Source organism: Arthrobacter sp. AD-310, assembly GCF_054656615.1.
Window position 1 is genome coordinate 1 of the sequence record NZ_BAAHNO010000050.1, and the last position, 21,045, is coordinate 21,045.

General features: G+C 67.1%; 18 protein-coding genes. 9 read left to right on the forward strand and 9 right to left on the reverse strand.

Annotated features, from left to right (window positions below; all coding sequences use genetic code 11):
* Nucleotides 1-119: 119 nt before the first annotated feature.
* Complete coding sequence (locus tag ACYQ1Z_RS19970; RefSeq protein WP_459794289.1) at nt 120-1,628, forward strand: M23 family metallopeptidase; 1,509 nt, start codon at nt 120-122, stop codon at nt 1,626-1,628.
* Nucleotides 1,629-1,826: 198 nt separating this feature from the next.
* Nucleotides 1,827-2,753: a phosphodiesterase gene (locus ACYQ1Z_RS19975; protein WP_459794290.1), complete on the forward strand. Its 927-nt coding sequence runs from the start codon at nt 1,827-1,829 to the stop codon at nt 2,751-2,753.
* Nucleotides 2,754-2,853: 100 nt separating this feature from the next.
* Here ACYQ1Z_RS19975 and ACYQ1Z_RS19980 read toward each other — a convergent pair whose 3' ends face one another.
* Both ACYQ1Z_RS19980 and ACYQ1Z_RS19985 read right to left on the reverse strand, forming a co-directional pair.
* The gene (locus ACYQ1Z_RS19980) at nt 2,854-4,491 is read right to left on the reverse strand and encodes a stealth family protein (RefSeq protein WP_459794291.1); all 1,638 of its coding nucleotides are present in this window, start codon (nt 4,489-4,491) and stop codon (nt 2,854-2,856) included.
* Nucleotides 4,492-4,541: 50 nt separating this feature from the next.
* On the reverse strand, nt 4,542-5,471 hold the full coding sequence (locus ACYQ1Z_RS19985) for a Cof-type HAD-IIB family hydrolase (protein ID WP_459794292.1): 930 nt from the start codon (nt 5,469-5,471) through the stop codon (nt 4,542-4,544).
* Between the two features lie 147 nt (nt 5,472-5,618).
* Between ACYQ1Z_RS19985 and ACYQ1Z_RS19990 the strand changes: the two genes are divergently transcribed.
* Both ACYQ1Z_RS19990 and ACYQ1Z_RS19995 read left to right on the forward strand, forming a co-directional pair.
* On the forward strand, nt 5,619-5,918 hold the full coding sequence (locus ACYQ1Z_RS19990) for a type II toxin-antitoxin system VapB family antitoxin (protein WP_176716556.1): 300 nt from the start codon (nt 5,619-5,621) through the stop codon (nt 5,916-5,918).
* An 8-nt stretch (nt 5,919-5,926) separates the two neighbouring features.
* Nucleotides 5,927-6,598: a LytR C-terminal domain-containing protein gene (locus ACYQ1Z_RS19995; RefSeq protein ID WP_459794293.1), complete on the forward strand. Its 672-nt coding sequence runs from the start codon at nt 5,927-5,929 to the stop codon at nt 6,596-6,598.
* 65 nt (nt 6,599-6,663) lie between these two features.
* Here the strand turns inward: ACYQ1Z_RS19995 and ACYQ1Z_RS20000 are convergent, their stop codons facing one another.
* Nucleotides 6,664-7,314 carry a TetR/AcrR family transcriptional regulator gene (locus ACYQ1Z_RS20000; RefSeq protein WP_459794294.1) on the reverse strand — a complete coding sequence of 217 codons (651 nt, stop codon included), beginning with the start codon at nt 7,312-7,314 and terminating at the stop codon, nt 6,664-6,666.
* A 53-nt stretch (nt 7,315-7,367) separates the two neighbouring features.
* The gene (locus ACYQ1Z_RS20005) at nt 7,368-8,069 is read right to left on the reverse strand and encodes a DsbA family oxidoreductase (RefSeq protein WP_459794295.1); all 702 of its coding nucleotides are present in this window, start codon (nt 8,067-8,069) and stop codon (nt 7,368-7,370) included.
* 215 nt (nt 8,070-8,284) lie between these two features.
* On the opposite strand from ACYQ1Z_RS20005, the gene ACYQ1Z_RS20010 reads away from it, so the two are divergent.
* Entirely contained in the window at nt 8,285-9,346 is a 1,062-nt protein-coding gene (locus ACYQ1Z_RS20010; protein ID WP_459794296.1) for a glycosyltransferase family 4 protein, read from the forward strand.
* Between the two features lie 59 nt (nt 9,347-9,405).
* Nucleotides 9,406-11,574, forward strand: coding sequence for an amylo-alpha-1,6-glucosidase (locus ACYQ1Z_RS20015; RefSeq protein ID WP_459794297.1), 2,169 nt, complete (start codon nt 9,406-9,408; stop codon nt 11,572-11,574).
* 4 nt (nt 11,575-11,578) lie between these two features.
* Here the strand turns inward: ACYQ1Z_RS20015 and ACYQ1Z_RS20020 are convergent, their stop codons facing one another.
* The 4 genes from ACYQ1Z_RS20020 to ACYQ1Z_RS20035 all read right to left on the reverse strand — a co-directional run bounded on the left by ACYQ1Z_RS20020 (nt 11,579) and on the right by ACYQ1Z_RS20035 (nt 14,686).
* Nucleotides 11,579-12,112: a GNAT family N-acetyltransferase gene (locus ACYQ1Z_RS20020; protein ID WP_459794298.1), complete on the reverse strand. Its 534-nt coding sequence runs from the start codon at nt 12,110-12,112 to the stop codon at nt 11,579-11,581.
* A gap of 12 nt (nt 12,113-12,124) precedes the next feature.
* Nucleotides 12,125-13,258, reverse strand: coding sequence for a Gfo/Idh/MocA family protein (locus ACYQ1Z_RS20025; protein ID WP_459794299.1), 1,134 nt, complete (start codon nt 13,256-13,258; stop codon nt 12,125-12,127).
* Entirely contained in the window at nt 13,255-14,001 is a 747-nt protein-coding gene (locus ACYQ1Z_RS20030) for a sugar phosphate isomerase/epimerase family protein (RefSeq protein ID WP_459794300.1), read from the reverse strand. The genes ACYQ1Z_RS20025 and ACYQ1Z_RS20030 overlap by 4 nt, the downstream gene beginning before the upstream one ends.
* A 106-nt stretch (nt 14,002-14,107) precedes the next feature.
* The gene (locus tag ACYQ1Z_RS20035; protein ID WP_459794301.1) at nt 14,108-14,686 is read right to left on the reverse strand and encodes a TetR/AcrR family transcriptional regulator; all 579 of its coding nucleotides are present in this window, start codon (nt 14,684-14,686) and stop codon (nt 14,108-14,110) included.
* Nucleotides 14,687-14,874: 188 nt separating this feature from the next.
* On the opposite strand from ACYQ1Z_RS20035, the gene ACYQ1Z_RS20040 reads away from it, so the two are divergent.
* Complete coding sequence (locus ACYQ1Z_RS20040) at nt 14,875-16,098, forward strand: MFS transporter (RefSeq protein ID WP_459794302.1); 1,224 nt, start codon at nt 14,875-14,877, stop codon at nt 16,096-16,098.
* A complete protein-coding gene (locus ACYQ1Z_RS20045; RefSeq protein ID WP_459794303.1) occupies nt 16,099-18,597 on the forward strand; it encodes a beta-glucosidase family protein in 2,499 nt (832 codons plus the stop codon).
* On the opposite strand, the gene ACYQ1Z_RS20050 is transcribed toward ACYQ1Z_RS20045, so the two are convergent.
* A complete protein-coding gene (locus tag ACYQ1Z_RS20050; protein ID WP_459794304.1) occupies nt 18,594-19,550 on the reverse strand; it encodes a D-2-hydroxyacid dehydrogenase family protein in 957 nt (318 codons plus the stop codon). The genes ACYQ1Z_RS20045 and ACYQ1Z_RS20050 overlap by 4 nt on opposite strands.
* A 138-nt stretch (nt 19,551-19,688) precedes the next feature.
* Between ACYQ1Z_RS20050 and ACYQ1Z_RS20055 the strand changes: the two genes are divergently transcribed.
* Nucleotides 19,689-20,885, forward strand: coding sequence for an MFS transporter (locus ACYQ1Z_RS20055; RefSeq protein WP_459794305.1), 1,197 nt, complete (start codon nt 19,689-19,691; stop codon nt 20,883-20,885).
* The last annotated feature ends 160 nt before the right edge of the window (nt 20,886-21,045 follow it).

Consider the following 21,045-nt stretch of genomic DNA (forward strand, 5'->3'; position numbering starts at 1 on the left):
GTGTGGTCCCATAGGTCATACCGTCATGACACGGCGGAGCATACGTCGTGGGGTTCATTGTGGGCACGTATCGCGGTAGTCGCAAGGACGGCGGGCGTCCTGTCCGTGCGGGACGTGCCATGGCTGCTGCCGGAGCCTTTGCGGTGATTTGCGCCCTCCCCGCAGCGGGCAGCGCAACAGGCCCGGACGCCACAACGGAAATCCAACCCTGGCACGGTGCGGCTTTGGGCGTTGTGGGAATGTCCGGCGGTTCCGCTGCCGCAGGACCCGGCCTGCCGCCGTCGTACATTCCGGGTGCGCTGCCGGCCGCCATCTTTTGCGATGCCCGCGCGGCGATAACCTATCCGCGGGCGCTCGTCAGCAGCAGCCGTGTCCCCGCCGGCACCGGTGGTGTCCCCGGCCCTGCCGCCGGGGAAAGCCCGGTGCACGCCATTGGGCCGACCGGATTCGGCCGGCCCCGTGCCGGCTACCTGATGGCACCCCTGGCTGCGCTGTACCCGAGTTCGCCGTTTGGTTTCCGGATCAGCCCGCTGTCGGGGAAAGCCGGGGACTTCCACCTTGGCCAGGACTATGCAGCCGCCTGCGGAACCACTGTCCACGCCGCTGATGCCGGAGTGGTGCGGGCTGCGGGGTGGCATCTGTGGGGCGGCGGGAACAGGGTTGAGATCGACCACGGCAACGGACTCATCACCACCTACAACCACCTGGACTCCATCGCAGTGCGCAGCGGCGACCAGGTCCACGCGGGCCAAACCATTGCGCGCGTCGGCAGCACCGGGTGGTCCACGGGGTGCCACCTGCATTTCGAAACGATCCTGAACGGCCGGCACACCAGCCCCCTCGGCTGGACGCTCATTCCCCTGCAAGCATTGTCCGGGGACGGGCAATCCGGGATGCTCTCCTACGCGCCGGGCGACGGCACTCCCGCGGCCGCCCCCAACTGGATCGTTCCGGGAGCGCCAGTCCCGGCCGGGCAGGGAAGCACACCGCGCCTTGCCGCGGTGGACACAGCCATGCCGACGGCGGCGCCGCCCCTGACGCCGTCGGATTCCGGAGGCGCTGTCACGGGGGAGCCGGCGGCCCCGGCGGGGACCGGAGAACCGGCGGCGACGCCTCCCGGACCGTCCGAAGAGACGGCACTGCCCGCCGACCCGGCTCCGACCTCCGCGCCCACGGACCCGCCCCTGCAAGCTACCGACCCTCCGGCATCGGAAACCCCCACCGCCGGGCCTGCAACAGAACCCGCTCCACCGGCTACCGAAGAACCGTCAACCGGTTCGCCCGGACCCGGGCCGTCACCCGAAGCGCCGACGCCCGCTACAGATCCCGTTACCCCTGCCGCTCCTGTTCCGCCGACAGACCCTGCCGTGCCGGCTCTGCCCGCTGGTCCTGCCGTGCCGGCTCTGCCCGCTGGTCCTGCCGTGCCGGCAGCGGGAACCAAAGCGGATCCCACGGTGCCTGCCGTCGTCGATGCGCTGGCGAAGTGCCTGCTGGAATCGATCACCGGACCGGTGCTGGAAGCCGCGGGACAATCCGGGGAGGGCGCGGCGACGAATCCCCCCTGTGGGGATCTACCCAGGGATGGAACCGATGCAGCCCAGGTTGAGGCTTCGACCCGGCCTGAATGACTGGCCCGTGCCCGCCGGCAAAGGGTGCCTGGCAAAAAACCCGTGCTTCGCCGAATTCCCTGCGCAAAAGCGCAGTTCTTTTATCTTTTTCCACATTGGCTCCGGCGATTTGCCCAAAGTTTGCCAAATGTCTGATTGGATAAATATTACTGAAGGGTACCAGGGAAGAGCCGCTTCCCACCGACCACAGAGGTAGCAATGGAGCACATCGAGGCCGAGCACCCCCGGCCACGCCACTTCCTACTCCACCTGAGCGATCCCCACTTGTTGGGAGGTCCGGATCCCCTCTACGGCGTCGTTGACAGCGAAGCCCGCCTCATTCAGCTCTTTGACGAAGTCAGGGCGTCCGGGGCCAGGCCTGAGGCTGTCATTTTCACCGGCGACCTGGCCGACAAGGGCGAACCCGGCGCATACAAGAAGCTGCGCGCCATCGTGGACCCCGCCTGCGAGGCCCTGGGTGCGGAAGTCATCTGGGCCATGGGCAACCACGACAACCGCGCCAACTTCCGGCAGGGCCTGCTGGACCAGCCCGGCAGTGACGCGCCCGTGGACAACAGCTACTTCATCAACGGACTGCGCGTCATCACCCTGGACACGTCCGTTCCCGGCTTCCACCACGGCGAACTGAGCGAGTGCCAACTCGACTGGCTTGCCCGCGAGCTGGAAACCCCGGCCCCGGACGGGACCATCCTCGCCCTGCACCATCCGCCCGTACCGTCCGTCCTGGACCTCTCGGTGCTCGTGGAACTGCGGGACCAGGCCAGCCTGGCTGCGGTGGTGCGCAACTCCGATGTCCGGACAATCCTGGCCGGCCACCTGCATTACTCCACCACAGCCTCCTTCGCCGGCATCCCGGTGTCCGTGGCCTCGGCCAGCTGCTACACCCAGGACCTCAACGTGCCCGTCGGCGGCACGCGCGGGCAGGACGGCGGCCAGGCGTTCAACCTGGTGCACGTCTACGAGCACACCATCGTGCACTCGGTGGTCCCGATGGGCACCTGGGGAACCGTGGGCGAGTACGTGGCCCCCGAGGAAACCGCGCGGCGCCTGGAGGCGGCAGGTATCCGGATCCCCGAGACCAAGGAGCGCAGCGGCGCCCGGATGGGTGTCTCCTCCGGCCGCTGACCATGCGGGTCTTCCAGGCCAAGGCCAAAACGAAGTGCCGGTCCCATGCGGGGACCGGCACTGTCAAGTTTAGCGGGGCCGTGCTGCCCGGGACAGGTTGCTACTTCTCCCAGGGGGCCTTGACGGGGAAGTACTTCTCCAGGAAGTCAGTCACCACTGCGGCGCGCTCGTCCGCGTCCACCTCCGGGAAGCTGCCGTCGTTCAGGCAGAAGAAGTCCATGTTCCGCTTGGACAGCAGCTTGGGCAGGTACTTCAGGCCGCTGCGCAATGTCGTGTCCACGTAGCGGACCTTCGCGGCGGTCTGGGTGACCGCGCGGCCGGTCAGCAGCGCGTAGTAGTGGTAGAAGGAGTTGGTGACGGAGATGTTGTCCGCGGCGCGGAAACGGCTGGCAGCCGTCTTCCGGAACTCCTCAGGAAACTCCTCCTCCATCTGCGCCACCAGGCTGCGGCGCAGCGGAGCGGCAGTGTGCTCCAGGTGGCGGGTGGTGATCCGGCCGAACCTGTTCCACAGCAGCTTCCGGTTTACCCGTGCCGCGTTCTCGAATCCGCTGCGCTCTGCGGCATTCTCGCCCAGGCCGATGCGGGTTTCCGCCTCGATGAACTTGGTGATGCCGCCCGGGGTGAAGAACAGGTCCGGGCTGACGGGCCGGCCGAAGAACATGTCGTCGTTGGAGTACAGGAAGTGCTCCGAGAGTCCTTCGATGTGGTGGAGCTGGCATTCCACGGCCTGGGAGTTGTGCGTGGGCAGCACGGACGGATCGGAAAAGAACTCTTCGCTGCGCACGATGGTGACGGACGGGTGGTCCGCCAGCCAGGACGGGGCGGGGGAGTCCGTGGCGATGTAGATATGCCGGATCCACGGCGCAAACATGTAGACGGACCGCAGGGCGTATTTCAGCTCGTTGATCTGCCGGAACCGCGCCTCGTGTTCGTCGCCTTCGCCCAGGACGTGGCCCTTCTGCTGGGCGCGCCGGGCCGCGATGTACTCCGGGGAGCTGCCGTCCACCCACGAGAACACGATGTCGATGTCGAAGCTGATGTCGCTGGCGTGGTCCGCGAACATGTTCTCGATGGTGGGCCACGTGTGCCCGTACCGTTCCACGGTGCCGCGGACGGCGTCCTGCCGGAGCATGGTGCGGCGGGTCAGCGAATTCTCGATCGGCAGGATGATTTCCTCGCCCTCGAAGGACCAGAGCTCCAGCTGGACACCTGCCGAGGCGCCGAACTCGAAACCGCCACCTGGCTCCACCCGCGGCCGGTAGAGGCGGAAAATTCGCGTCTGCTTGCTGTTGGCAAGCGCCCCATCGGCCACCAGGACGGCGCTCTTTTTCTTCGCATCCACGGTCATGGAGTAGAAGGGTTCGTCGCGGCAGGCCTCCACCAGGGCGGCCCGGAGCTTCTTCCGGTCCTTCCAGTCAAGGGCTATCACGGGGCGGTCGTTGTTGCCGCGCACCAGGAGGTAGGCCAGGCCGGCCTCCGCGAGGACGTTCCGCAGGAACAACAGGTCCTCCACCATCGCCTGGTAGTGCGTCCTGTTGTAGTTGATCAGGGCGTAGCGGCCCTTATGCCAGATGACGTCGGGGCGGTGCTTCAGGCGCCGCTCGGCCGCCGCAGAGGTCGCTTCCTCGTGGAACTGTTCCTCTACCGACGCCTGCCCGCCGAAGTAAACCTCATCCTGTACCGGTGCTTCTGTAATGGCTGTCTCCGTGCTGCTGGAAGTAAGCATGTCTACCTGCATGATATCCGCGTGGGGGAAACAGCAAGTTTCGCACGACCCCCAACCAGGGCCTAGATGCCCAGCGCCTCCCGCCAGCTGCGCAGGAAGGCTCCGCCGGCGTCGTCGTGGATCACTGCTGCCCCAAGGCCAAGGTCCGCGGCGGTCAGGACCTCGTAGGGCTTAACCGGAACGCCGTCGGCGGGCCGCACATCCACATGCTTGACGGCGTGGTCGTTGTGGTGGAGCCAGTCCGCCATGGCGTAGTCGGTGCGCGAGTCACCGACCGTCCGCCACGCCTCCGGTGTGATGCCCTGCGCAGCGAGCAACTCCACGGCACGGCTGGCGCCCAGGTCCTTGCCCAGGCGCACAGACTCGATGTCCGTGGAAATGATGGTGGGGTCCACGCGGTAGTCCACCTCGTCGTCGGAATTCGGGGCGTGGTGGTCCAGCCGCACAACGCCCAGCCCGTGCCTGCCCATCAGTTCCATGGCGTCGGCGTCGAAGAGTTTCTGCTCGGCCAGGTAGTCGTCGTTGGGGACGTCGATGTGTTGCTCCACGGACACCATGGCCCGCTTGGTTTCGTCAAAGAACATGTGCGCCGCGTAGTCCTCGGCCACGAGCCGGCGGATGTCGTCGCCGTACGCCGCCGGTACGGCCAGGTCCCGGTCCACGTGGACGGGGCCGGGGCCGGCGGAGGTGTAGCTGAACCATACGGCGCCCTTTTCGCAGACCGCGTGCACGAGGGTGCCGGCGGGCATTCCGGCCGCGATCATGGGGTCCATCACCTGCTCCCGGATGAAGGCGTCCGAGCGGCCGGTATTGAAGATGACAGGAATTCCGGCAGCAGCCAGGGCCACCAGGTCGCCGATGATCTCCGGTTTCACGTCGCGTGTCAGGGGGCTTGCCACAGGCCCGTCAACGTCGAGCAGGAGCGCCAGCGGCGGCGAGGACTGCGGCCGCGCAACCTGAGTGGAGGCGGCGGGGGAATGGGAAGCTGTCATGGCCCCATTCTGTCAGCAGCGGTCCGGACCTCCGGAAACCGGCGGCCGAAAATCACCGCCTGTGACATGGTCACTGTTTGGCTACAACCTGAAGGCGGCACGGCCGGGCACTTCCGCTCCCCTCCGCGGGATGCCTAGTGTTGCAGGGTGATATTCAAAGCTGTGGGCGAGGGCCGCCCTTACCCCGACCATGGTTACAGCACGCCCAAGGACTGGGCTTCGCTGCCGCCGCGGCCGGTCCGGCTGGATGAACTGGTAACCACCAAACGCACCCTGGACCTGGAAGCGCTGCTGGCCGAGGATTCAACTTTTTTCGGTGACCTTTTCCCGCACGTGGTGCAGTACCAGGGGACGCTGTATCTCGAGGACGGTTTGCACCGCGCTGTCCGGACCGCCCTGCACCAGCGCACAGCGATCCACGCCCGGGTCCTGGTCCTTGATGGCTAGGAAGCTTGATGGCTAGGAAGAAGGTGCAGGACGCCAGCGTCCTGCACGGACACCATGTGGTGAGCGGCCCGGAGCTCCGTGCCACCTTCGACGCCGCCGCCGCGGACGATACCGCCCGGGTGCGCCGCCGCGTGCTTCACGGCATCGTCCTGGTGCTCCTTCTGGGCCTGATCGCGGCCGGCATCGTCACCGCACTGGCGATCTTCAACGGAAGATTCACCCTTCCCACCGCGGAGCCCGCCGAGGAGAAGGTGGCAGCGTGCCCCGCCGGCACGTTCGACTACCTGCCGCCGGAGCAGGTCACCATGAACGTGTTCAACTCCACCAGCCGGCCCGGACTGGCGCGCTCTGTTGCCGACGAGTTTCTGGCCCGGAAGTTCGTGGTGGCCGATGTGGCCAATATCGACGCCACCTACCGGGGCGTGGCCGCGGTGATTTCCGGTGCCGCGGGCCAGTCCGCGGCCTTCACGGTGCAGCGGCACCTCGCAGGATCGGATTACTTCCAGGACGGCCGGGCGGACGGCAGCGTGGATGTGATCCTGTCGCGGGACTACGGCGCCCTCGTCCCGCCGGACCTTGTTGACCAGACGCCGGGCAAGCTCAGCTGTCCCAGGGAAAGCCGGCGGGTTGCCGACGACGACAAGTGGCCGGTGATGCCTTCGGCGGCGCCCGCCTCCTGACCCGGTTGCCCTGTCAGTCCTGGTTGCGGAAGCCGCCTGACAGGGGCCAAAAGCGCCAGGGCAAGTCAGCCGGCGACGGCGGGAAGCGGGGCGAGCCGGACGGGGCGGCCGGCGTCGTCGAACCTTGCCCCCGCCCCCAGTTGGATGAACCGCACGGTCCGGGCCACCCGGGCTTCCAGTTCGGCGGGCTCGTCGCTGCCCCTGGCGGCGCTGGAAGAGAGGGTGCCCAGGATCAACTGCGCCTGCTGGCCCACGTCCGCCGCCGGGAGGTAGCCCTGCTCCATCCCGTCGCGGAGGATCCCCTGCAGGAGGACACTGAGCTCGCCCACATGGTCGGCCAGCTTGGCAAATGACGACGGCGAGAGCACCGCGCCCATCGCGGGTCCCGGCGGCAGGTGGCGGCGGCTGAGGTCCACCACCTGGGCGCGCACGTACAGGGCCAGCCGTTCCACCGGGTTGTCCAGGCGGTCAAGGGATTCGCGCAGCTCGGCGAGGAACTTCTCCGTTTCCTCCAGCGCATATGCGATCAGCAGCTCTTCGATATCCGCGTAATAGTTGTACACGGCGGTACGGCCGACGCCGGCGTGCCGGGCGACGTCCGTCATGGTGAGGCCGGGAAGCCCGTGGGAGAAAAGGAGTTCGCCGAAGGCCGTAAGGATGCGGCGCTGCGTCTCTGCGCGTTGCTCGGCGTTGCTGGCCGCTGATATCCGTGGCATACAGACACTTTACCGCGATGTGTCAGTAAACCGGAGGTATGGCCTGCGGGATGTCAGACCGTGCAGCCGTCGGGGCCGCAGGCATCGGCGCCCTCGCCGGCGCCGACCATCACCAGCGGGTTGGCGTCCTGCCAGGCCTGGTTCAAGGCTGCAGTGAACGTCTCCGCGGGCTGCGCTCCGGACAGGCCGAACTTCCGGTCGATGACGAAGAACGGAACACCGCTGATGCCCAGGGACCGTGCTTCGGCGAAATCGGAGCGGACGTCGTCGGTGTACTTGTCCGTGGTGAAGAGTTCTTCCACCTCGCCGGCGCCGATCCCCAGATCCTTGCCGAGGGCCGTCAGGTATTCACGGCTGCCGATGTCCCTGCCGTGCTCGAAGTGGTCGCTGAGCAGCCGTTCCTTGGCGGCATCCTGTTTGCCGTGCGCGGCCGCGAGGTGGATCAGCCGGTGGGCTGTGAAGCTGTTGGCCACCACCACCTTGTCGAAGCGGTAGTCCAGGGCTTCGCCTTTCGCCTGCAGGGCGACGTGCTCAAACATCCGGGACACCTGCTCCGGAGGCAGGCCCTTGCGGGTGCCCAGGTACTCCAGCTCGGTGCCGTCGTAGTGGTCCGGCAGGGTGGGATCCAGCTGGTAGCTGCGCCAGGCCACTTCAACCGACTCGCGGTGCGGGAATTCAGCCAGGGCGGACTCAAAGCGGCGCTTGCCGATGAAACACCACGGGCACGCAACATCAGACCAGATCTCAACCTTCATGCCGTGCATAACCGGAGAGCCGAAGCGGTCATTCCGGGCTGCGTTATGAGATGCGGCACATTCGGGCCCTTGTGGCGACGGCGATCGTGGGCAATAGTTCTGAAGTAGGTGAAGCAGACGCCATCAAAAATCTCGGAATCCCGGCGGGACACGCATGTCCTGCGCGGTATGTGCCTGGCGGCTGGGGAGCCCGGCCTCGTTCTCTGGAGGCCAGAATGCGGATCGGACTTGTTGCAGGACCCTGGATTCCTGTTCCACCCGTGACTTATGGGGGAACAGAAAGGGTGGTGGACACGCTGGCGCGGGGCTTCGCAGCGGCGGGGCATGAGGTCCTGCTCGCCGCGCCGTCAGACAGTACCTGCCCGGTCCCGAGGGTTCCCGGCATGCGGGCGGCCGACCCCGGAGGCATCAACATCAGCCTTTCCGAGTCCAGCCACGTGGTCCGCGCCTATGAAGGCCTCCAGGACGTGGACATCATCCACGACCACACGCTGTCCGGACCGCTGTACCTGCACCGCCCCAGCGGCGTCCCGACAGTGACCACAATCCACGGCCCCATCGGCCGGGAGGCTGGGGACGTCTACCGCGCGATCGGGAGGCACGGCGCGATCATCGCCATCTCCCGGGACCAGGCCTCGCATGCACCCGACGTGCCAGTCACGCGCGTCATCCACCACGGCATGGACATCTCCTCGGTCCCGGTCGGGACGGGAACCGGCGGATACCTGTGCTTCGTGGGGCGGGCATGCCCCGACAAGGGCCTTCCGGAAGCCATCATGATTGCCCGCCGGGCCGGCGTGCCCCTGCGCATCGCCGTCAAGATGCGTGAAGAAGACGAACTTCGCTATTTCAGGGACGTCGTCGAACCCATGCTGGGATCCAATGAAGAGTTCGTGGGGGAGATCGACGACTCGATGAAATACAAGCTGATGGGTGAAGCCGTGGCCTTCCTCAACCCTATTCAGTGGTCCGAGCCGTTCGGGCTCGTCATGATCGAGGCCCTGGCCACCGGAACCCCGGTCATCGGCACATCCATCGGCTCGGCTCCCGAAATCATCGAGCACGGCCGGACGGGTTTCCTCGGTTCCGTGGACGACCTCGCGGACTTTGTGCCGGCCGCTGCTGCCCTGGACAGGGCAACCTGCCGGCAGGCCGTGGAGGAACGGTTCAGTGCCCGTCGGATGGTGGAAGACCACCTCCTCCTGTTCCGGGAACTTGTGGAAGGGAGAACGCCCGGAGGGGTTCCGGATGCCGCCGCCGTGCACCAGAATCTATAAGGACGGCTGCCCGGTATCCGACACCGGCAGCTCCTGCCGCTCGGGGAGGGAGCCCTTAGATGACCGCCTGGAATGCAGACAACGAGGCATCCGTATCCGACTCGGGGTCGGTTACGGTCCTGGAAGGTTCCTCATTTTGCATCTCGTCCGGAAGCGGTGACATCAGCGCCGACAGCGGCACCAACGGCGCGTTCTTCCAGGACACCCGGATCGTCTCCGGCTGGGTGCTCCGCATCAACGGCGCGCTGCGCGAACCTTTGACCGCCCAGCGGCTTCATCCGTTCGAAGCGACATTCGTGGGCAGGGCCGCCTGGCCCGGCGGCAGGTTCGACAGCCCGCTGGTGGTCCGGCAGGTGCGCCACATCGGCCCGGGCATGCAGGACGACATCTCACTGGAGAACTTCGCGGCCGAGCCGGTGGAATGCGATATCGAGCTGCTGGTCGATGCCGACCAGGCGGACCTCTTCGACGTGAAGGGCGGCCGGACCAGCGGCGCCGACGACACCACCCGCACCGTGGCGGACGGCTCCCTGGTGATCGAGGCCCAGCGGCACGGACAGCAGCGCGGGACCGCCGTCCGGGCCCGCGGCGCAGAAGTTACCACACAGGGGCTGAGGTTCCACGTCACCATACCGGCCCGGGGAAAGTGGGCCACCAGCGTCATCGTGGTGCCGCTGGTCAACGGCCGGCCACCGGAAAAGCCCTTCCAGGAGGGCCAGCTGCCTGCCCGCCGGGAAGGGGTGCGCAGGCACCTTGACTGGGAAGAAGGAGTCCCGCGGCTCAGCATCGAGGACGTAGGCCTCCAGGAGCTGCTCAACCGGAGCCAGAGCGACCTCGGCGCCCTGCGCATCTTCGACGCACACCATCCTGACCGGGCTGCCGTGGCCGCCGGTGCACCATGGTTCATGGCCCTCTTCGGGCGGGATTCGCTGATTACGTCCTACATGAGCCTCATGGTCAACCCGAACCTGGCCCTGGGCACCCTGCAGACACTGGCCGGCATCCAGGGGAAGAAGGTGGATGTTGACTCCGAAGAAGAACCGGGCCGCATCCCTCATGAGGTACGCCTTGGGGTGACAGCCGGCCTGTCCCTTGGCGGCACGGCCTACTACGGGACGGCGGATGCGACCCCGCTCTTCGTGGCAATACTTGGTGAGTTAAGCCGCTGGGGACTGTCCAAGGATGTAATCCGGCCGCTGCTGCCGCACGCCGACCGGGCGCTGGAGTGGATCGAAAAGTACGGGGACCGGGACGGTGACGGGTTCGTTGAATACCTCCGGCCCAACGACCACGGCCTGGTCAACCAGGGGTGGAAGGACTCCTGGGATGGCATCAACTTTGCCGACGGAACAATTGCGGAGCCGCCGATCGCGCTGTGCGAAGTCCAGGCCTACGTTTATTCGGCCTACCTGGGCCGGTCGCTGCTGGCCCACTGGAGCGGCGACACCGCCCTTGAACAGCACTGGGCCGACCGGGCGGCGGCGTTCAAGGAAGAGTTCAACAAGAGGTTCTGGCTGCCGGACAAGGGATACTTTGCCGTGGCGCTGGACAAGGATAAGCGTCCCGTCGACGCGCTGACGTCCAATATCGGCCACTGCCTCTTCACCGGCATCGTGGACAAGGACAAAGCGGAGTCCGTGATGGAGCACCTGATGTCCCCGCAGATGTTCACGGGCTGGGGCATCCGCACCCTCGCCTCGGACATGGGCGCCTACAACCCGGTGAGCTACCACAACGGCTCAGTTTGGCCGCATGACACCGCCATGGTCGCCACCGGGCTGATGCGCTACGGATTCGTGGACGAGGCCAAGCGCGTGGCCCTGGGAATCTTCGATGCCGCCGCGCATTTCGACAACCGCCTGCCGGAACTCTTCTGCGGCTTCGACCGCGGAGAGTTCCCCGGCCCGGTGCCGTATCCCACAGCCTGTTCCCCGCAGGCGTGGGCCGCTGCAGCGCCGGTCCAGCTGGCCCGGATCCTGCTCCGTTTCGACCCCGTCTTCACCCGCGGGGTGGTGCACCTGGCTCCGATCCTGCCTGAGGCTGTCGGGAGGTTCCGGGCGGAAAACGTCCTGCTGGATACGTCCCGCGTGACCATCACCGCCTCGGGAACCCAGGGCGGTATAGAGGGGCTGCCGCCCGGGCTCAAGCTCCTGGCCGAACCGCGGCCGCCGCTGGCTTATCCGCCGGGCAGCCTGGCCTCGCATGGGCTCAACCAGCCAGGCGGCTGAGGGTTCAGGGGACAGCCCGTTCCATGACAAAGTCGTGCTCTACGGTGCTGCCCAACTGGAAGGACTTGGTCCCCACTTTGGCGAACCCGGACTTCTCGTAAAAACGGATGGCCCGGGCGTTCTGGCTGTTGACGCCCAGCCATGTTCCTGCCCCGCCCGCCGCGGCGGCCGCCTGCAGACTGGCGTGCATCAGCTCGGCCGCGGCGCCCAGCCCATGGTGCTCAGGATGGACGTAGCACTTGCTGATCTCCACGGACGGGAGCAGCGTGAGCACGGAGGCGACGTCCGGGTCCGCGGGCGGCCTGTTTACCAGGAGGCTGTAACCGTTCAGCCTGGCGCCGGAATCCAAAACCAGGACGGTGGTGTCCTGGTCGGCGAGGTACCGCTGGAAATGGCTTTCGCTGAGGGTATTGGCCAGGTGCGCTGCGATGTCCCCGGGCGACGACGACGGCGGGCAGGCGAGCGGGAAGGTGACGGCCGCCAGCTCAGCGAGCGCCCCGGCGTCGTCCGCTGTTGCCTTGCGGATGGTGTGGCCCATGGAAATGTTCCTTTATGTGAGTGTTGCAGTTTCCGGCGCCCAGTCCTCCGGAAGGGGCGCGGACGCAGGGGTGCTGCTCGTGACGTCGATGAAAGTGCCGTTGCGGATGGATTCGGTGATGGCGACCATGCTGTCGAGCACGTGGTAGCCGAGGTCTCCGGTGGCGCGGTGGGGTACCCCGGCGCGGATGGAGCGTGCCATGTCCAGCACGCCCATGCCGCGTCCGTTGGCGGGTCCGGTGGCGGCAACGGTGTTCCAGTCCTCGTCCCCGGTGCGCCAGAGCCTGATGTCCCCGGTGAAGTAGTTGGGGTCGGGCAGGGACAGGGTGGCTTCGGTGCCGGTGATTTCCACGAACCCCATGCGCACCCGCGGGGACTCGAAGGAGAAGACACTGTGCGAGGATGCCCCTGACTCGAACTGGGCCATGGCCGAGACATGGGTGGGGACTTCGACGGCGAACTCCTCGCCGGCCCTGGGGCCGGAGCCGATGACGCGCACCTCCTTGGCCTTGGAGCCGACGGCGGCCACCTTGCGGATGGAGCCGAACGCCTGGATGAGGGCAGTGAGGTAGTAGGGGCCCATATCGAAGAGTGGTCCGGCGCCGTGCTGGAACAGGAACGCCGGGTTGGGGTGCCACGATTCCGGGCCGGGGGTCTGGAAGGTGGTCATCGCCGTGAGCGGGGTGCCGATCTCCCCGCGCCGGATCATGCGGAGGGCTGTCTGCAGGCCTGCACCCAGAAACGTGTCCGGGGCGGTACCCAGTCGGATGCCGGCGGCGTCGGCAGCCTTGAGCAGGGCGTGGCCGGATTCCCGGTCAAGGCTGATCGGCTTTTCGGTCCAGACGTGCTTCCCGGCGTTGACGGCGGCCGTTGCCACTTCAACGTGTGCTGCCGGGATGGTCAGGTTGACGATGATCTCGACGTCGGGATGGTTCAGTGCCAGCTCCGGCGCACCCCATTCGGCGATGCCGTATTCCTTGGCGCGGGACTCAGCGGCCTCCTCGAAGAGGTCGGCGATGACGTGGACATTCAGGTCCGGGAACGTGGTGAGGTTGTCCAGGTACTGCTTGCTGATGACCCCGGCGCCGATGACGCCGACGCCGACCGGGCCCGTCTTCGCCGGCTGGTCGGTTGCGGGGGTGCTCATGCCTTGATCCCATCACCTGATGCGTTCAGGAAGGACAGGCTCTGGCTGATGCCCTCGAAGATGTCCCCGGCGTAGTCGTCGAACTCCACCACTCCGGTTTCCAATGATGCTGCTGCCGCGATCACGTCGATGACGGGGAGTTGGCCCTGGCCCGCCGGCTGCTGGGCCTTGGTGTCCGTGGTCAGGGGCCCGTCCTTGATGTGGATGAGCTTTACCCGGCCGCCCAGCCTGGTGAGGAGGTCAACCGGGTCCTGGCCGCCGACGGCCACCCAGTACGTGTCCACCTCCAGGACCACTTCCGGGTCCAGCAGGTCCGTGAAGTACTCCAGGGCTGTCCGGCCTTCGATGCTGGACTCCAGTTCCCACTGGTGGTTGTGGTAGCCAACCCGGATCCCGTACTCGGCGCCCTTTTTCGCGGCCGCGTTGAGTTTCGCGGCAGTGGCCTTGATATCGTCCGCATTCTTCCACTGCCCGGCCGGAATGTACGGCTCGATGACTGTGGTGATCCCGAGTTCCTTCGCTGCGGCGAAGATTTCGTCCTGGTCCTGGCTCAGCAGCGGAGCATGGCCGGAAGGAGCCGTGAGGCCGTTCGCCCGCAGTGCGTCACCAAGTTCCTTGGCTGTGGCCACGAAGTTGTAGGGCTCCACCTGGGTGAAGCCGATGTCCGCTACCTTCCGGATGGTGCCGGGCAGGTCCTCCGCGATGGCGTTGCGGAGGGTGTACAGCTGCAATGAATAGGACATTGTTCTCCTGGCGTCGTTGGGAGGTTCGAAGTGTGTCCGGTGTACTGCAAAGCTAAGGCACTTGGAGCGAACGTCAAAGGGCAACGTGCCCTTTTGGCGTTCAGGGCTATGGCTTCATGAGGACGTCAATGAATTGGGTCAGGCCGTCGGCCACGTCCACATCCTTGTCGTAGAGCCATTGCAGCTGCAGGCCGTCGGACACAGCGACGACCAGCCGGGCCAGGTCCCGTGCAGGCAGGTCGGAGCGCGCCGCGCCCGCGGCCTGCCTGCTCTCGATGTCGGCCGTCAGGACGTCGACGACCTCCGAATACCGGTCCTTGAAGTACCCGTGCGAATCGTGCCCCGGATCGTTGGCGGTGGCGGACGCCACGGCATACAGCGTGGTGAGGCCGGGTTCCTTGCGGTTCCGCTTGGCGGACTGGACCATCAGGGACAGTCCCCCTGCCTCCTCCATGGCCGCGAGGCTGCGGCGGTCCCGTTCGGCCAGTACGGCGGTCAGCAGTTCCTGCTTGCCGCGGAAATAGTGGAACAGTGTTGCTTCCTTCACGCCCACCCGCTCGGCAACACGCTTCAGGGCCGTGCCCTCAAAGCCTTCCGTGGCAAAGACATCGGTGGCTGTCTGGACGATTTGTTCGCGGCGTTCGGCGCCCTTTGCGTACTGGCCCCGCGGTTTGGAAGAAGGCATTGGGCCAGTGTATTTCACTGTCGGAATTAAAAATCTAGTCACACTCGGTTTTTGCCGCTACTATCTTTCCAGGACCCAACGGAGGGTCACTTTTTGTAGGAGGCATCGTGGCCGTTACGACCAACACCGAGGATTCTGCTGCGCTACCGGCAGGCAGAACTTCCAGCATTCCCGTCCCAGGCGCTCCCGTGCCGGGCGCACCCGCCAAAACTCCCCGCGCCTATGTCATCGGCATGCCGATTGCCAGCGCCGGCCTGTGGATGGCCGTCCTTGCACCCGCCCTGGTCGTCCTGGCCATCAAGGTCTCGGAAATCACGACGCCGGAAACCCGCGCCGGTGCACTCAGCCTGGTGGCCGGCGTCGGAGCCCTGACAGCACTGCTCGCCAACCCGTTCTTCGGCCGGCTGAGCGACCGCACCACGTCCCGGTTCGGCATGCGGAAACCCTGGATCGTGGGCGGTTCCATGGTGGGAATGGGGTCACTGGTCATCCTTGGCGCGGCCACCAACGTGGCAGGCGTGCTGGCTGCCTGGGTGATCGCCCAGCTCAGCTTCAACGCAGCGCTCGCCGCGCTGGTAGCCACCCTCCCGGACCAGGCCGCACCCGCCGAGCGCGGCCGCTTGTCCGGACTCATCGGGATGACGCTGCCGATCGGCCTGGTTGCCGCAGCGTACTTTGCCCAGCTGTTCGACAATGCATTCCAGATGGCCGTGGTGCCCGGAGCCCTGGGAACGGCGATCGCGCTTACCTTCGCCTTCACGTTCAAGGACCGGGTGCTGACCGAGAAACCAGTACCGCTGAACCTCAGGGAAGTAGCCGGGTCCTTCTATTTCAACCCCCGAACCTACCCCGGGCTGGGCTGGGCCTGGTTCACCAAGTTCCTCGTCTACATCGGCTACTGCGCCGGCCTCCTCTACCTGCCCTACTTCTTCGCCGACCACCTGCGCGTAGCGGAAACCGAGGTAGCCACCCTTGTCTTCCAGGCAACACTGGTCAGCTCCCTCGGCACGGTGGTTACCAGCTTCGCCGGCGGCTGGATCAGCGACCGGATCGGCAAGCGCAAGGCCATGGTCATCGCCTCCGCCGTCATCATGATGGCCGGCCTGGTGGTCATCGCCACCAGTACCACCACGGACCAGGTCCTGGTGGGCCAGGCAATCGCCGGCCTGGGACTGGGCTGCTTCGGAGCAGTGGACGTTGCCCTGATCACCGACCTTCTTCCCGGCAGCCAGAGCGAGAACGCCAAGACCTTCGGCGTCTTCAACATCGCCCAGGCGTTGCCGCAGTCCCTCGTCCCCGCCCTGGCGTTCCCCGTCATCACCCTCGGCGGCTATCCCGCCCTCTTCATCGGCGGGGCCGTCGTCGGCATCATCGGCGCCGTCCTCGTCGCCCGCATCAAAGGAGTCAAATAGATGCACCCCACGCTTTCCCCCGCCGTGACGGCACCCGCGGCCGGATCCCCGGACGCCGAGGCGCGCATCCGGGAACTTGCCGGGAGCCTTCCCCTGGAACAGCAGATCCAGCTCCTGACCGGCGCTGATGTCTGGGCCACCCATGCGCTGCCCTCCATCGGCCTCTCCCGTGTGGTCCTCTCGGACGGTCCGTCGGGTGTGCGGGGCGAAGACTTCGACGAGCGGCACGACTCGGTCTCGCTGCCGTCGTCGTCCGCCCTCTCTGCCACCTGGAGCGTGGAGGTGGCGCACCGCTATGGGCAGGTCCTGGGCCAGGAGGCGCGGCGCAAGGGTGTCCACGCGGTCCTCGGCCCCACCATCAACCTGCACCGCTCACCGCTGGGCGGCCGGCACTTCGAATGCATGAGCGAGGATCCCCGCCTCACTGCCACGCTTGCGGCGGGCTACGTGGCCGGCGTGCAGTCGGTGGGCGTCGGTGCCACTCCCAAGCACTACCTCGCCAACGAGGCCGAGACGGACCGGTTCACCGCGGACTCAGTGGTGGACGAGCGCCCGCTGCGCGAACTGTACCTCGCCGCGTTCGAAGACGCCGTCACCGAAGCGCGCGCCTGGCTGGTGATGAGCTCCTACAACTCCATCAACGGCACCACCGCCAGCGAAAACGATCTGCTGAAAACGCCGCTGTCCACCGAGTGGGGCTTCGACGGCGTTGTCGTCTCGGACTGGACCGGCGTTCGGTCGGTGGACGCAGCAAACGCGCACCAGGACCTGGAGATGCCGGGGCCGGTAGGCCACTGGGGCCCCAAGCTGCTCGCCGCCGTTAATGATGGCCGGGTCAGCCGGGCCGCCATCCTCGAAAAGGTCATCCGGATCCTCCGCCTGGCTGCCCGCGTCGGTTCGCTGGACTCTGTTGCCCCCGCCGTCACGGAACTTCCGGCTCCCCTCAACGCCGCCGCCGTCGCACGTGAAGTGGCCGTCCGGGGTGCTGTCCTGGTTCGCAACCGGGACGGGCTGCTCCCGCTCGACCCGGCGTCCCTGACCAGCGTTGCGGTCAGCGGACACAACGCCGAGGAAGCCCGCACCCAGGGCGGCGGCAGCGCCACCGTGATGCCCAAGTACACCATTTCGCCGCTCCAGGGACTGCGGGAGGTGCTGTCGGAGGACGTCACTGTGACCTATGCCCGCGGCGCCAAAGTCGCGGAAGGCCTGCAGGCCTTCCCGCGGACCTCACTGCATAACCCGGTCTCCAACGTTCCCGGCATCCGGGTGACCTTCCTGGCCGGGGACGGCTCGGAAATTTCCGGTGAGGACCGGCTGGCGTCGCACCTGATCTGGTTCGGCGTCGGCATTCCGGACGGCGCTGCCGCCATCCGCATGGAAGCTGACTGGACGGCGCCCACCGCCGGCGTCCACCACCTGGGCGTGGGCACCGTGGGGCACATCCGGCTTTCCTTTAACGGCGAGGAGGTGTTCAACGCCGGGATCGAGGACGACACCGACGTGCTTGGAGCTGCCCTCTTCGACCCGCCCAAGACCGTCCACCCGGTGGAAACCGCCGCGGGTGAAGCGGTCCGGGTCGAGGCCGTCTACCAGCTGCCCGAGCAGCAGGTGATCCCCTTCACCGCCATCCTCCTGGGCGAGGAGACCGTCGTCGCGGACCCGCAGGCGGAGATCGACGCCGCCGTGGAAGCCGCAAAGGCCGCCGACGTCGCCGTCGTGGTGGTCGGGACCAACGCGGCCATCGAATCCGAGGGCTTCGACCGCAAGGACCTCGACCTGCCCGGATACCAGAACCAGCTGGTGGAGGCCGTTGCCGCCGTCAACCCGCGCACCGTTGTGGTGGTGAACTCCGGCTCGCCCGTCCTCATGCCCTGGCTGGACAAGGTGGGAGCGGTCCTGCTCGGCTGGTTCGGCGGCCAGGAATTCGGCCGCGCCATCGCGGACATCCTGACCGGCGCCGAGGAGCCGGGCGGCCGCCTGCCCACCACCTGGCCGGCAGCGCTCGAGGACGTGCCCGTCCTGGACACCACGCCGGTGGATGGCAAGGTGGTCTACTCCGAGGGGATCCACGTGGGCTACCGCGCCTGGCTCAAGCAACAGTCCGAAGGCGGCGCGGCCCCCGCCCTGCCGTTCGGTTACGGCCTGGGCTACACCAGCTTCGAGCTGTCCGCCCCCCATGCGCCGCAATCCGTGCCGGCCGGCACTGACGTGGTGGTCCACGTTCCGGTCCGCAACACCGGCAGCCGCTCCGGACGCGAAGTGGTGCAGGTCTACCTGGAACGCGCGGAATCCGCGGTGCAGCGCCCTGTCCGCTGGCTGGCCGGCTATGCCGGAACGCACCTCGCACCAGGGGGAACGGGGAACGTCGAGATCCGGATCCCGGCACGGTCCTTCGCCCATTACGACGGCGGCTGGCAGTTCGAGCCGGGCACGTTCCGGATCCTGGTGGGCCGGCACGCGGCCGACGACTTCCAGGCCCTGGAGGTCGAACTCCGCTAGGAGAGGGTGCGGATGGGGGACCCCGCCAGCCAGGCGGTGACATCCTCGAAGGCGCCGCCGTAAAACTGCCGGTAGCTCTCTTGGGTGACATACCCAAGATGCGGCGACAGGACAGTGTTCGGCGCGGCCAGCAGGGGGTGTCCGGCGGGCAGGGGTTCCTCATCAAACACGTCCAGGGCAGCGCCGCGGATCCAGCCCTGGGTGAGCGCCCGGATCAGGGCGTCCTGGTCCACCAGCGGTCCGCGGGCCGTGTTGACCAGGATGCCCTCGGGCCCGAGCAGGCGCAGTTCCGCTTCCCCGACGGTGTTCCTGGAGCGTTCGGACAGCCGGAGGTGGAGGGTGGCCACGTCCGCCAGCCGGAACAGCTCATCCTTGGACACAAGCCGTGCCCCGGCCTCCGCCGCCGCCTCGGCCGGAAGGTTCTGGCTCCATGCCACCACGTCCATGCCGAACGCCTGGGCATAGCCGGCTATGCGGCGCCCGATCTTCCCGAGGCCCACAATTCCCAGCGTCTTCCCGGCCAGCTCAAAACCGACCGTGGACTGCCATTCACCGGCGCGCAGCGAGTTCTCTTCGGCCGGCAGGTGCCGTGCGGCGGCGAGCAGCAGCGCCCAGGTCAGTTCAGGCGCGGCTGTGGGGGAGCCGGGCGTGCCGCACACCGTGACCCCGTGCTCTGTGGCAGCTGCCACGTCGATGGAGGCGTTGGCCATCCCGGTGGTCACCAGCAGTTGGAGGGCGGGCAGTTTTTCGAACACGCCTCGGGGGAACGCCGTTCGCTCCCGCATGGCGATAACGATGTCCACATCCGCCAGGGCGGAGACCAGGGCGTCCTGGGTGGCGAAGGGCTTCCGGAAGGTGGTGACGGTGACGCCCTCGGCTTCCAGCGCGGACCAGTCGGCGAAACCGTGTGCAACGTCCTGGTAGTCGTCGAGGATGGCAAGGCGGTGCGGCATGGCGGTGTCCTTCGTCCCGGAGTTCGTGGCGTGATGTTCATCGTATGGCAGGCGGCCGCTCCGGGTGCCGGAACCTCCGCGGTGGCGGGGCGTGATAGCAATGGGAGTGATGAAACCGCTGCTTGCCCCGTCCGCCGCATGAGCGGCCGGATCCTTTCCCGTTTTCCCAACAGCTGGATCCTGCTCGCCTGCATAGGCCTGCTGGCGTTGAACCTGCGGGGCCCGTTCGTGGCCGTTGCCCCGGTGGTGGGCCCGATACAGGCTGAGCTGGCCTTTTCCCCTGTCGTCCTGGGCCTGCTGACCAGCATCCCCGTCCTTTGCTTCTCGCTCGCGGCCCCGCTGGCTTCCCTTGCAGCGCGGAAATTTGGCGCCGAGTTCGCCGTCTCGTTGACCATCCTGGGCGTGCTGGCAGGCGTGCTGGTCCGCTCGGCGGGCGGACCCTCGCTGGTGGTGGCGGGAACCGTGCTCATCGGCCTCGCCATCACGGTGGGAAACATTGCCGCCCCGCTGATCATCAGGCGCGACTTCGCGCCTGCCCGGCAGGGGACCGCGATGGGCATCTATACCGCGGCCCTGAACATCGGCTCCTTCCTGACCTCGGTGGTCACCGCGCCACTCGCTGCCCTCACCGGGTGGAGGTTTGCGCTTGGTTCTGTTGCCGTCGTCGCGGTTGCGGCCATCGTGGCTTGGACCCTGGCAGTGGGCCCCCGCAGCGCGTTCCTCACCGCCCCCGCGGACACCCGGCAGGGCGTCAAGCTGCCGCCGGTGAGCGGATCCGGCTGGATCACCGTGGGACTGACCGCAGGCTTCGGCGGGCAGGCGTTCTCCTACTACGGGGTAACGGCCTGGCTGCCGAGCTACTTGCACGACGAGTTGGGAATGAGCGCCGCGGAGGCCGGCGCCGCTTCCTCGATCTTCCAGATCCTGGCCATTGTGGGCGGCCTCGGTGTGCCGTTCGCCGCCAAATATTGGAATACGACGGCGGTGGCGGTCACCTTGGGTGCTCTGTGGACCACCGTGCCGGCCGGGCTGCTCCTTGCGCCGCAACTCTGGTGGCTGTGGTCCCTTGCCGGCGGGATCGCCCAGGGTGGCGGCATCACGGTCATTTTTATCGCCATCATCAAGCTGGCGCGGGACCAGGCATCCGCGGGCCGGATGTCCGCCACCGTGCAGGGCCTTGGCTACGCGCTCGGCGCGGTGGCGCCCCCGCTTGTCGGCTTCGTGCACGACGCCACCGACTCCTGGGCTCCGGCGCTGCTGGTCATCCTCGCTTCGGTCCTGACGTTCTTCCTCGCCACCACCCTTTCCGTGCGGAAGGTGCCGCGCGGGCGCTGAGGCGCAAAGGCGACGTCCCGCCGTCGTACCCTGCATCAAGCACCCCGATGCGCGCTCACTTTCCTGAAAAGAGTGAGCGCGCATCGGGGGGTTACCCGCTACAAGAGAGGGTTAAGTTCCGTCGCCGGGCCGGCGCTCCGGATTTCGGAGGGGCCTGTTG

Coding starts and splice junctions, on each gene's coding strand:
- ACYQ1Z_RS19970 (WP_459794289.1), top strand. CDS start 120: ATGGCTGCTGCCGGAGCCTTTGCGGTGATTTGCGCCCTCCCCGCAGCG.
- ACYQ1Z_RS19975 (WP_459794290.1), top strand. CDS start 1,827: ATGGAGCACATCGAGGCCGAGCACCCCCGGCCACGCCACTTCCTACTC.
- ACYQ1Z_RS19980 (WP_459794291.1), bottom strand. CDS start 4,491: ATGCAGGTAGACATGCTTACTTCCAGCAGCACGGAGACAGCCATTACA.
- ACYQ1Z_RS19985 (WP_459794292.1), bottom strand. CDS start 5,471: ATGACAGCTTCCCATTCCCCCGCCGCCTCCACTCAGGTTGCGCGGCCG.
- ACYQ1Z_RS19995 (WP_459794293.1), top strand. CDS start 5,927: ATGGCTAGGAAGAAGGTGCAGGACGCCAGCGTCCTGCACGGACACCAT.
- ACYQ1Z_RS20000 (WP_459794294.1), bottom strand. CDS start 7,314: ATGCCACGGATATCAGCGGCCAGCAACGCCGAGCAACGCGCAGAGACG.
- ACYQ1Z_RS20005 (WP_459794295.1), bottom strand. CDS start 8,069: ATGAAGGTTGAGATCTGGTCTGATGTTGCGTGCCCGTGGTGTTTCATC.
- ACYQ1Z_RS20010 (WP_459794296.1), top strand. CDS start 8,285: ATGCGGATCGGACTTGTTGCAGGACCCTGGATTCCTGTTCCACCCGTG.
- ACYQ1Z_RS20015 (WP_459794297.1), top strand. CDS start 9,406: ATGACCGCCTGGAATGCAGACAACGAGGCATCCGTATCCGACTCGGGG.
- ACYQ1Z_RS20020 (WP_459794298.1), bottom strand. CDS start 12,112: ATGGGCCACACCATCCGCAAGGCAACAGCGGACGACGCCGGGGCGCTC.
- ACYQ1Z_RS20025 (WP_459794299.1), bottom strand. CDS start 13,258: ATGAGCACCCCCGCAACCGACCAGCCGGCGAAGACGGGCCCGGTCGGC.
- ACYQ1Z_RS20030 (WP_459794300.1), bottom strand. CDS start 14,001: ATGTCCTATTCATTGCAGCTGTACACCCTCCGCAACGCCATCGCGGAG.
- ACYQ1Z_RS20035 (WP_459794301.1), bottom strand. CDS start 14,686: ATGCCTTCTTCCAAACCGCGGGGCCAGTACGCAAAGGGCGCCGAACGC.
- ACYQ1Z_RS20045 (WP_459794303.1), top strand. CDS start 16,099: ATGCACCCCACGCTTTCCCCCGCCGTGACGGCACCCGCGGCCGGATCC.
- ACYQ1Z_RS20050 (WP_459794304.1), bottom strand. CDS start 19,550: ATGCCGCACCGCCTTGCCATCCTCGACGACTACCAGGACGTTGCACAC.
- ACYQ1Z_RS20055 (WP_459794305.1), top strand. CDS start 19,689: ATGAGCGGCCGGATCCTTTCCCGTTTTCCCAACAGCTGGATCCTGCTC.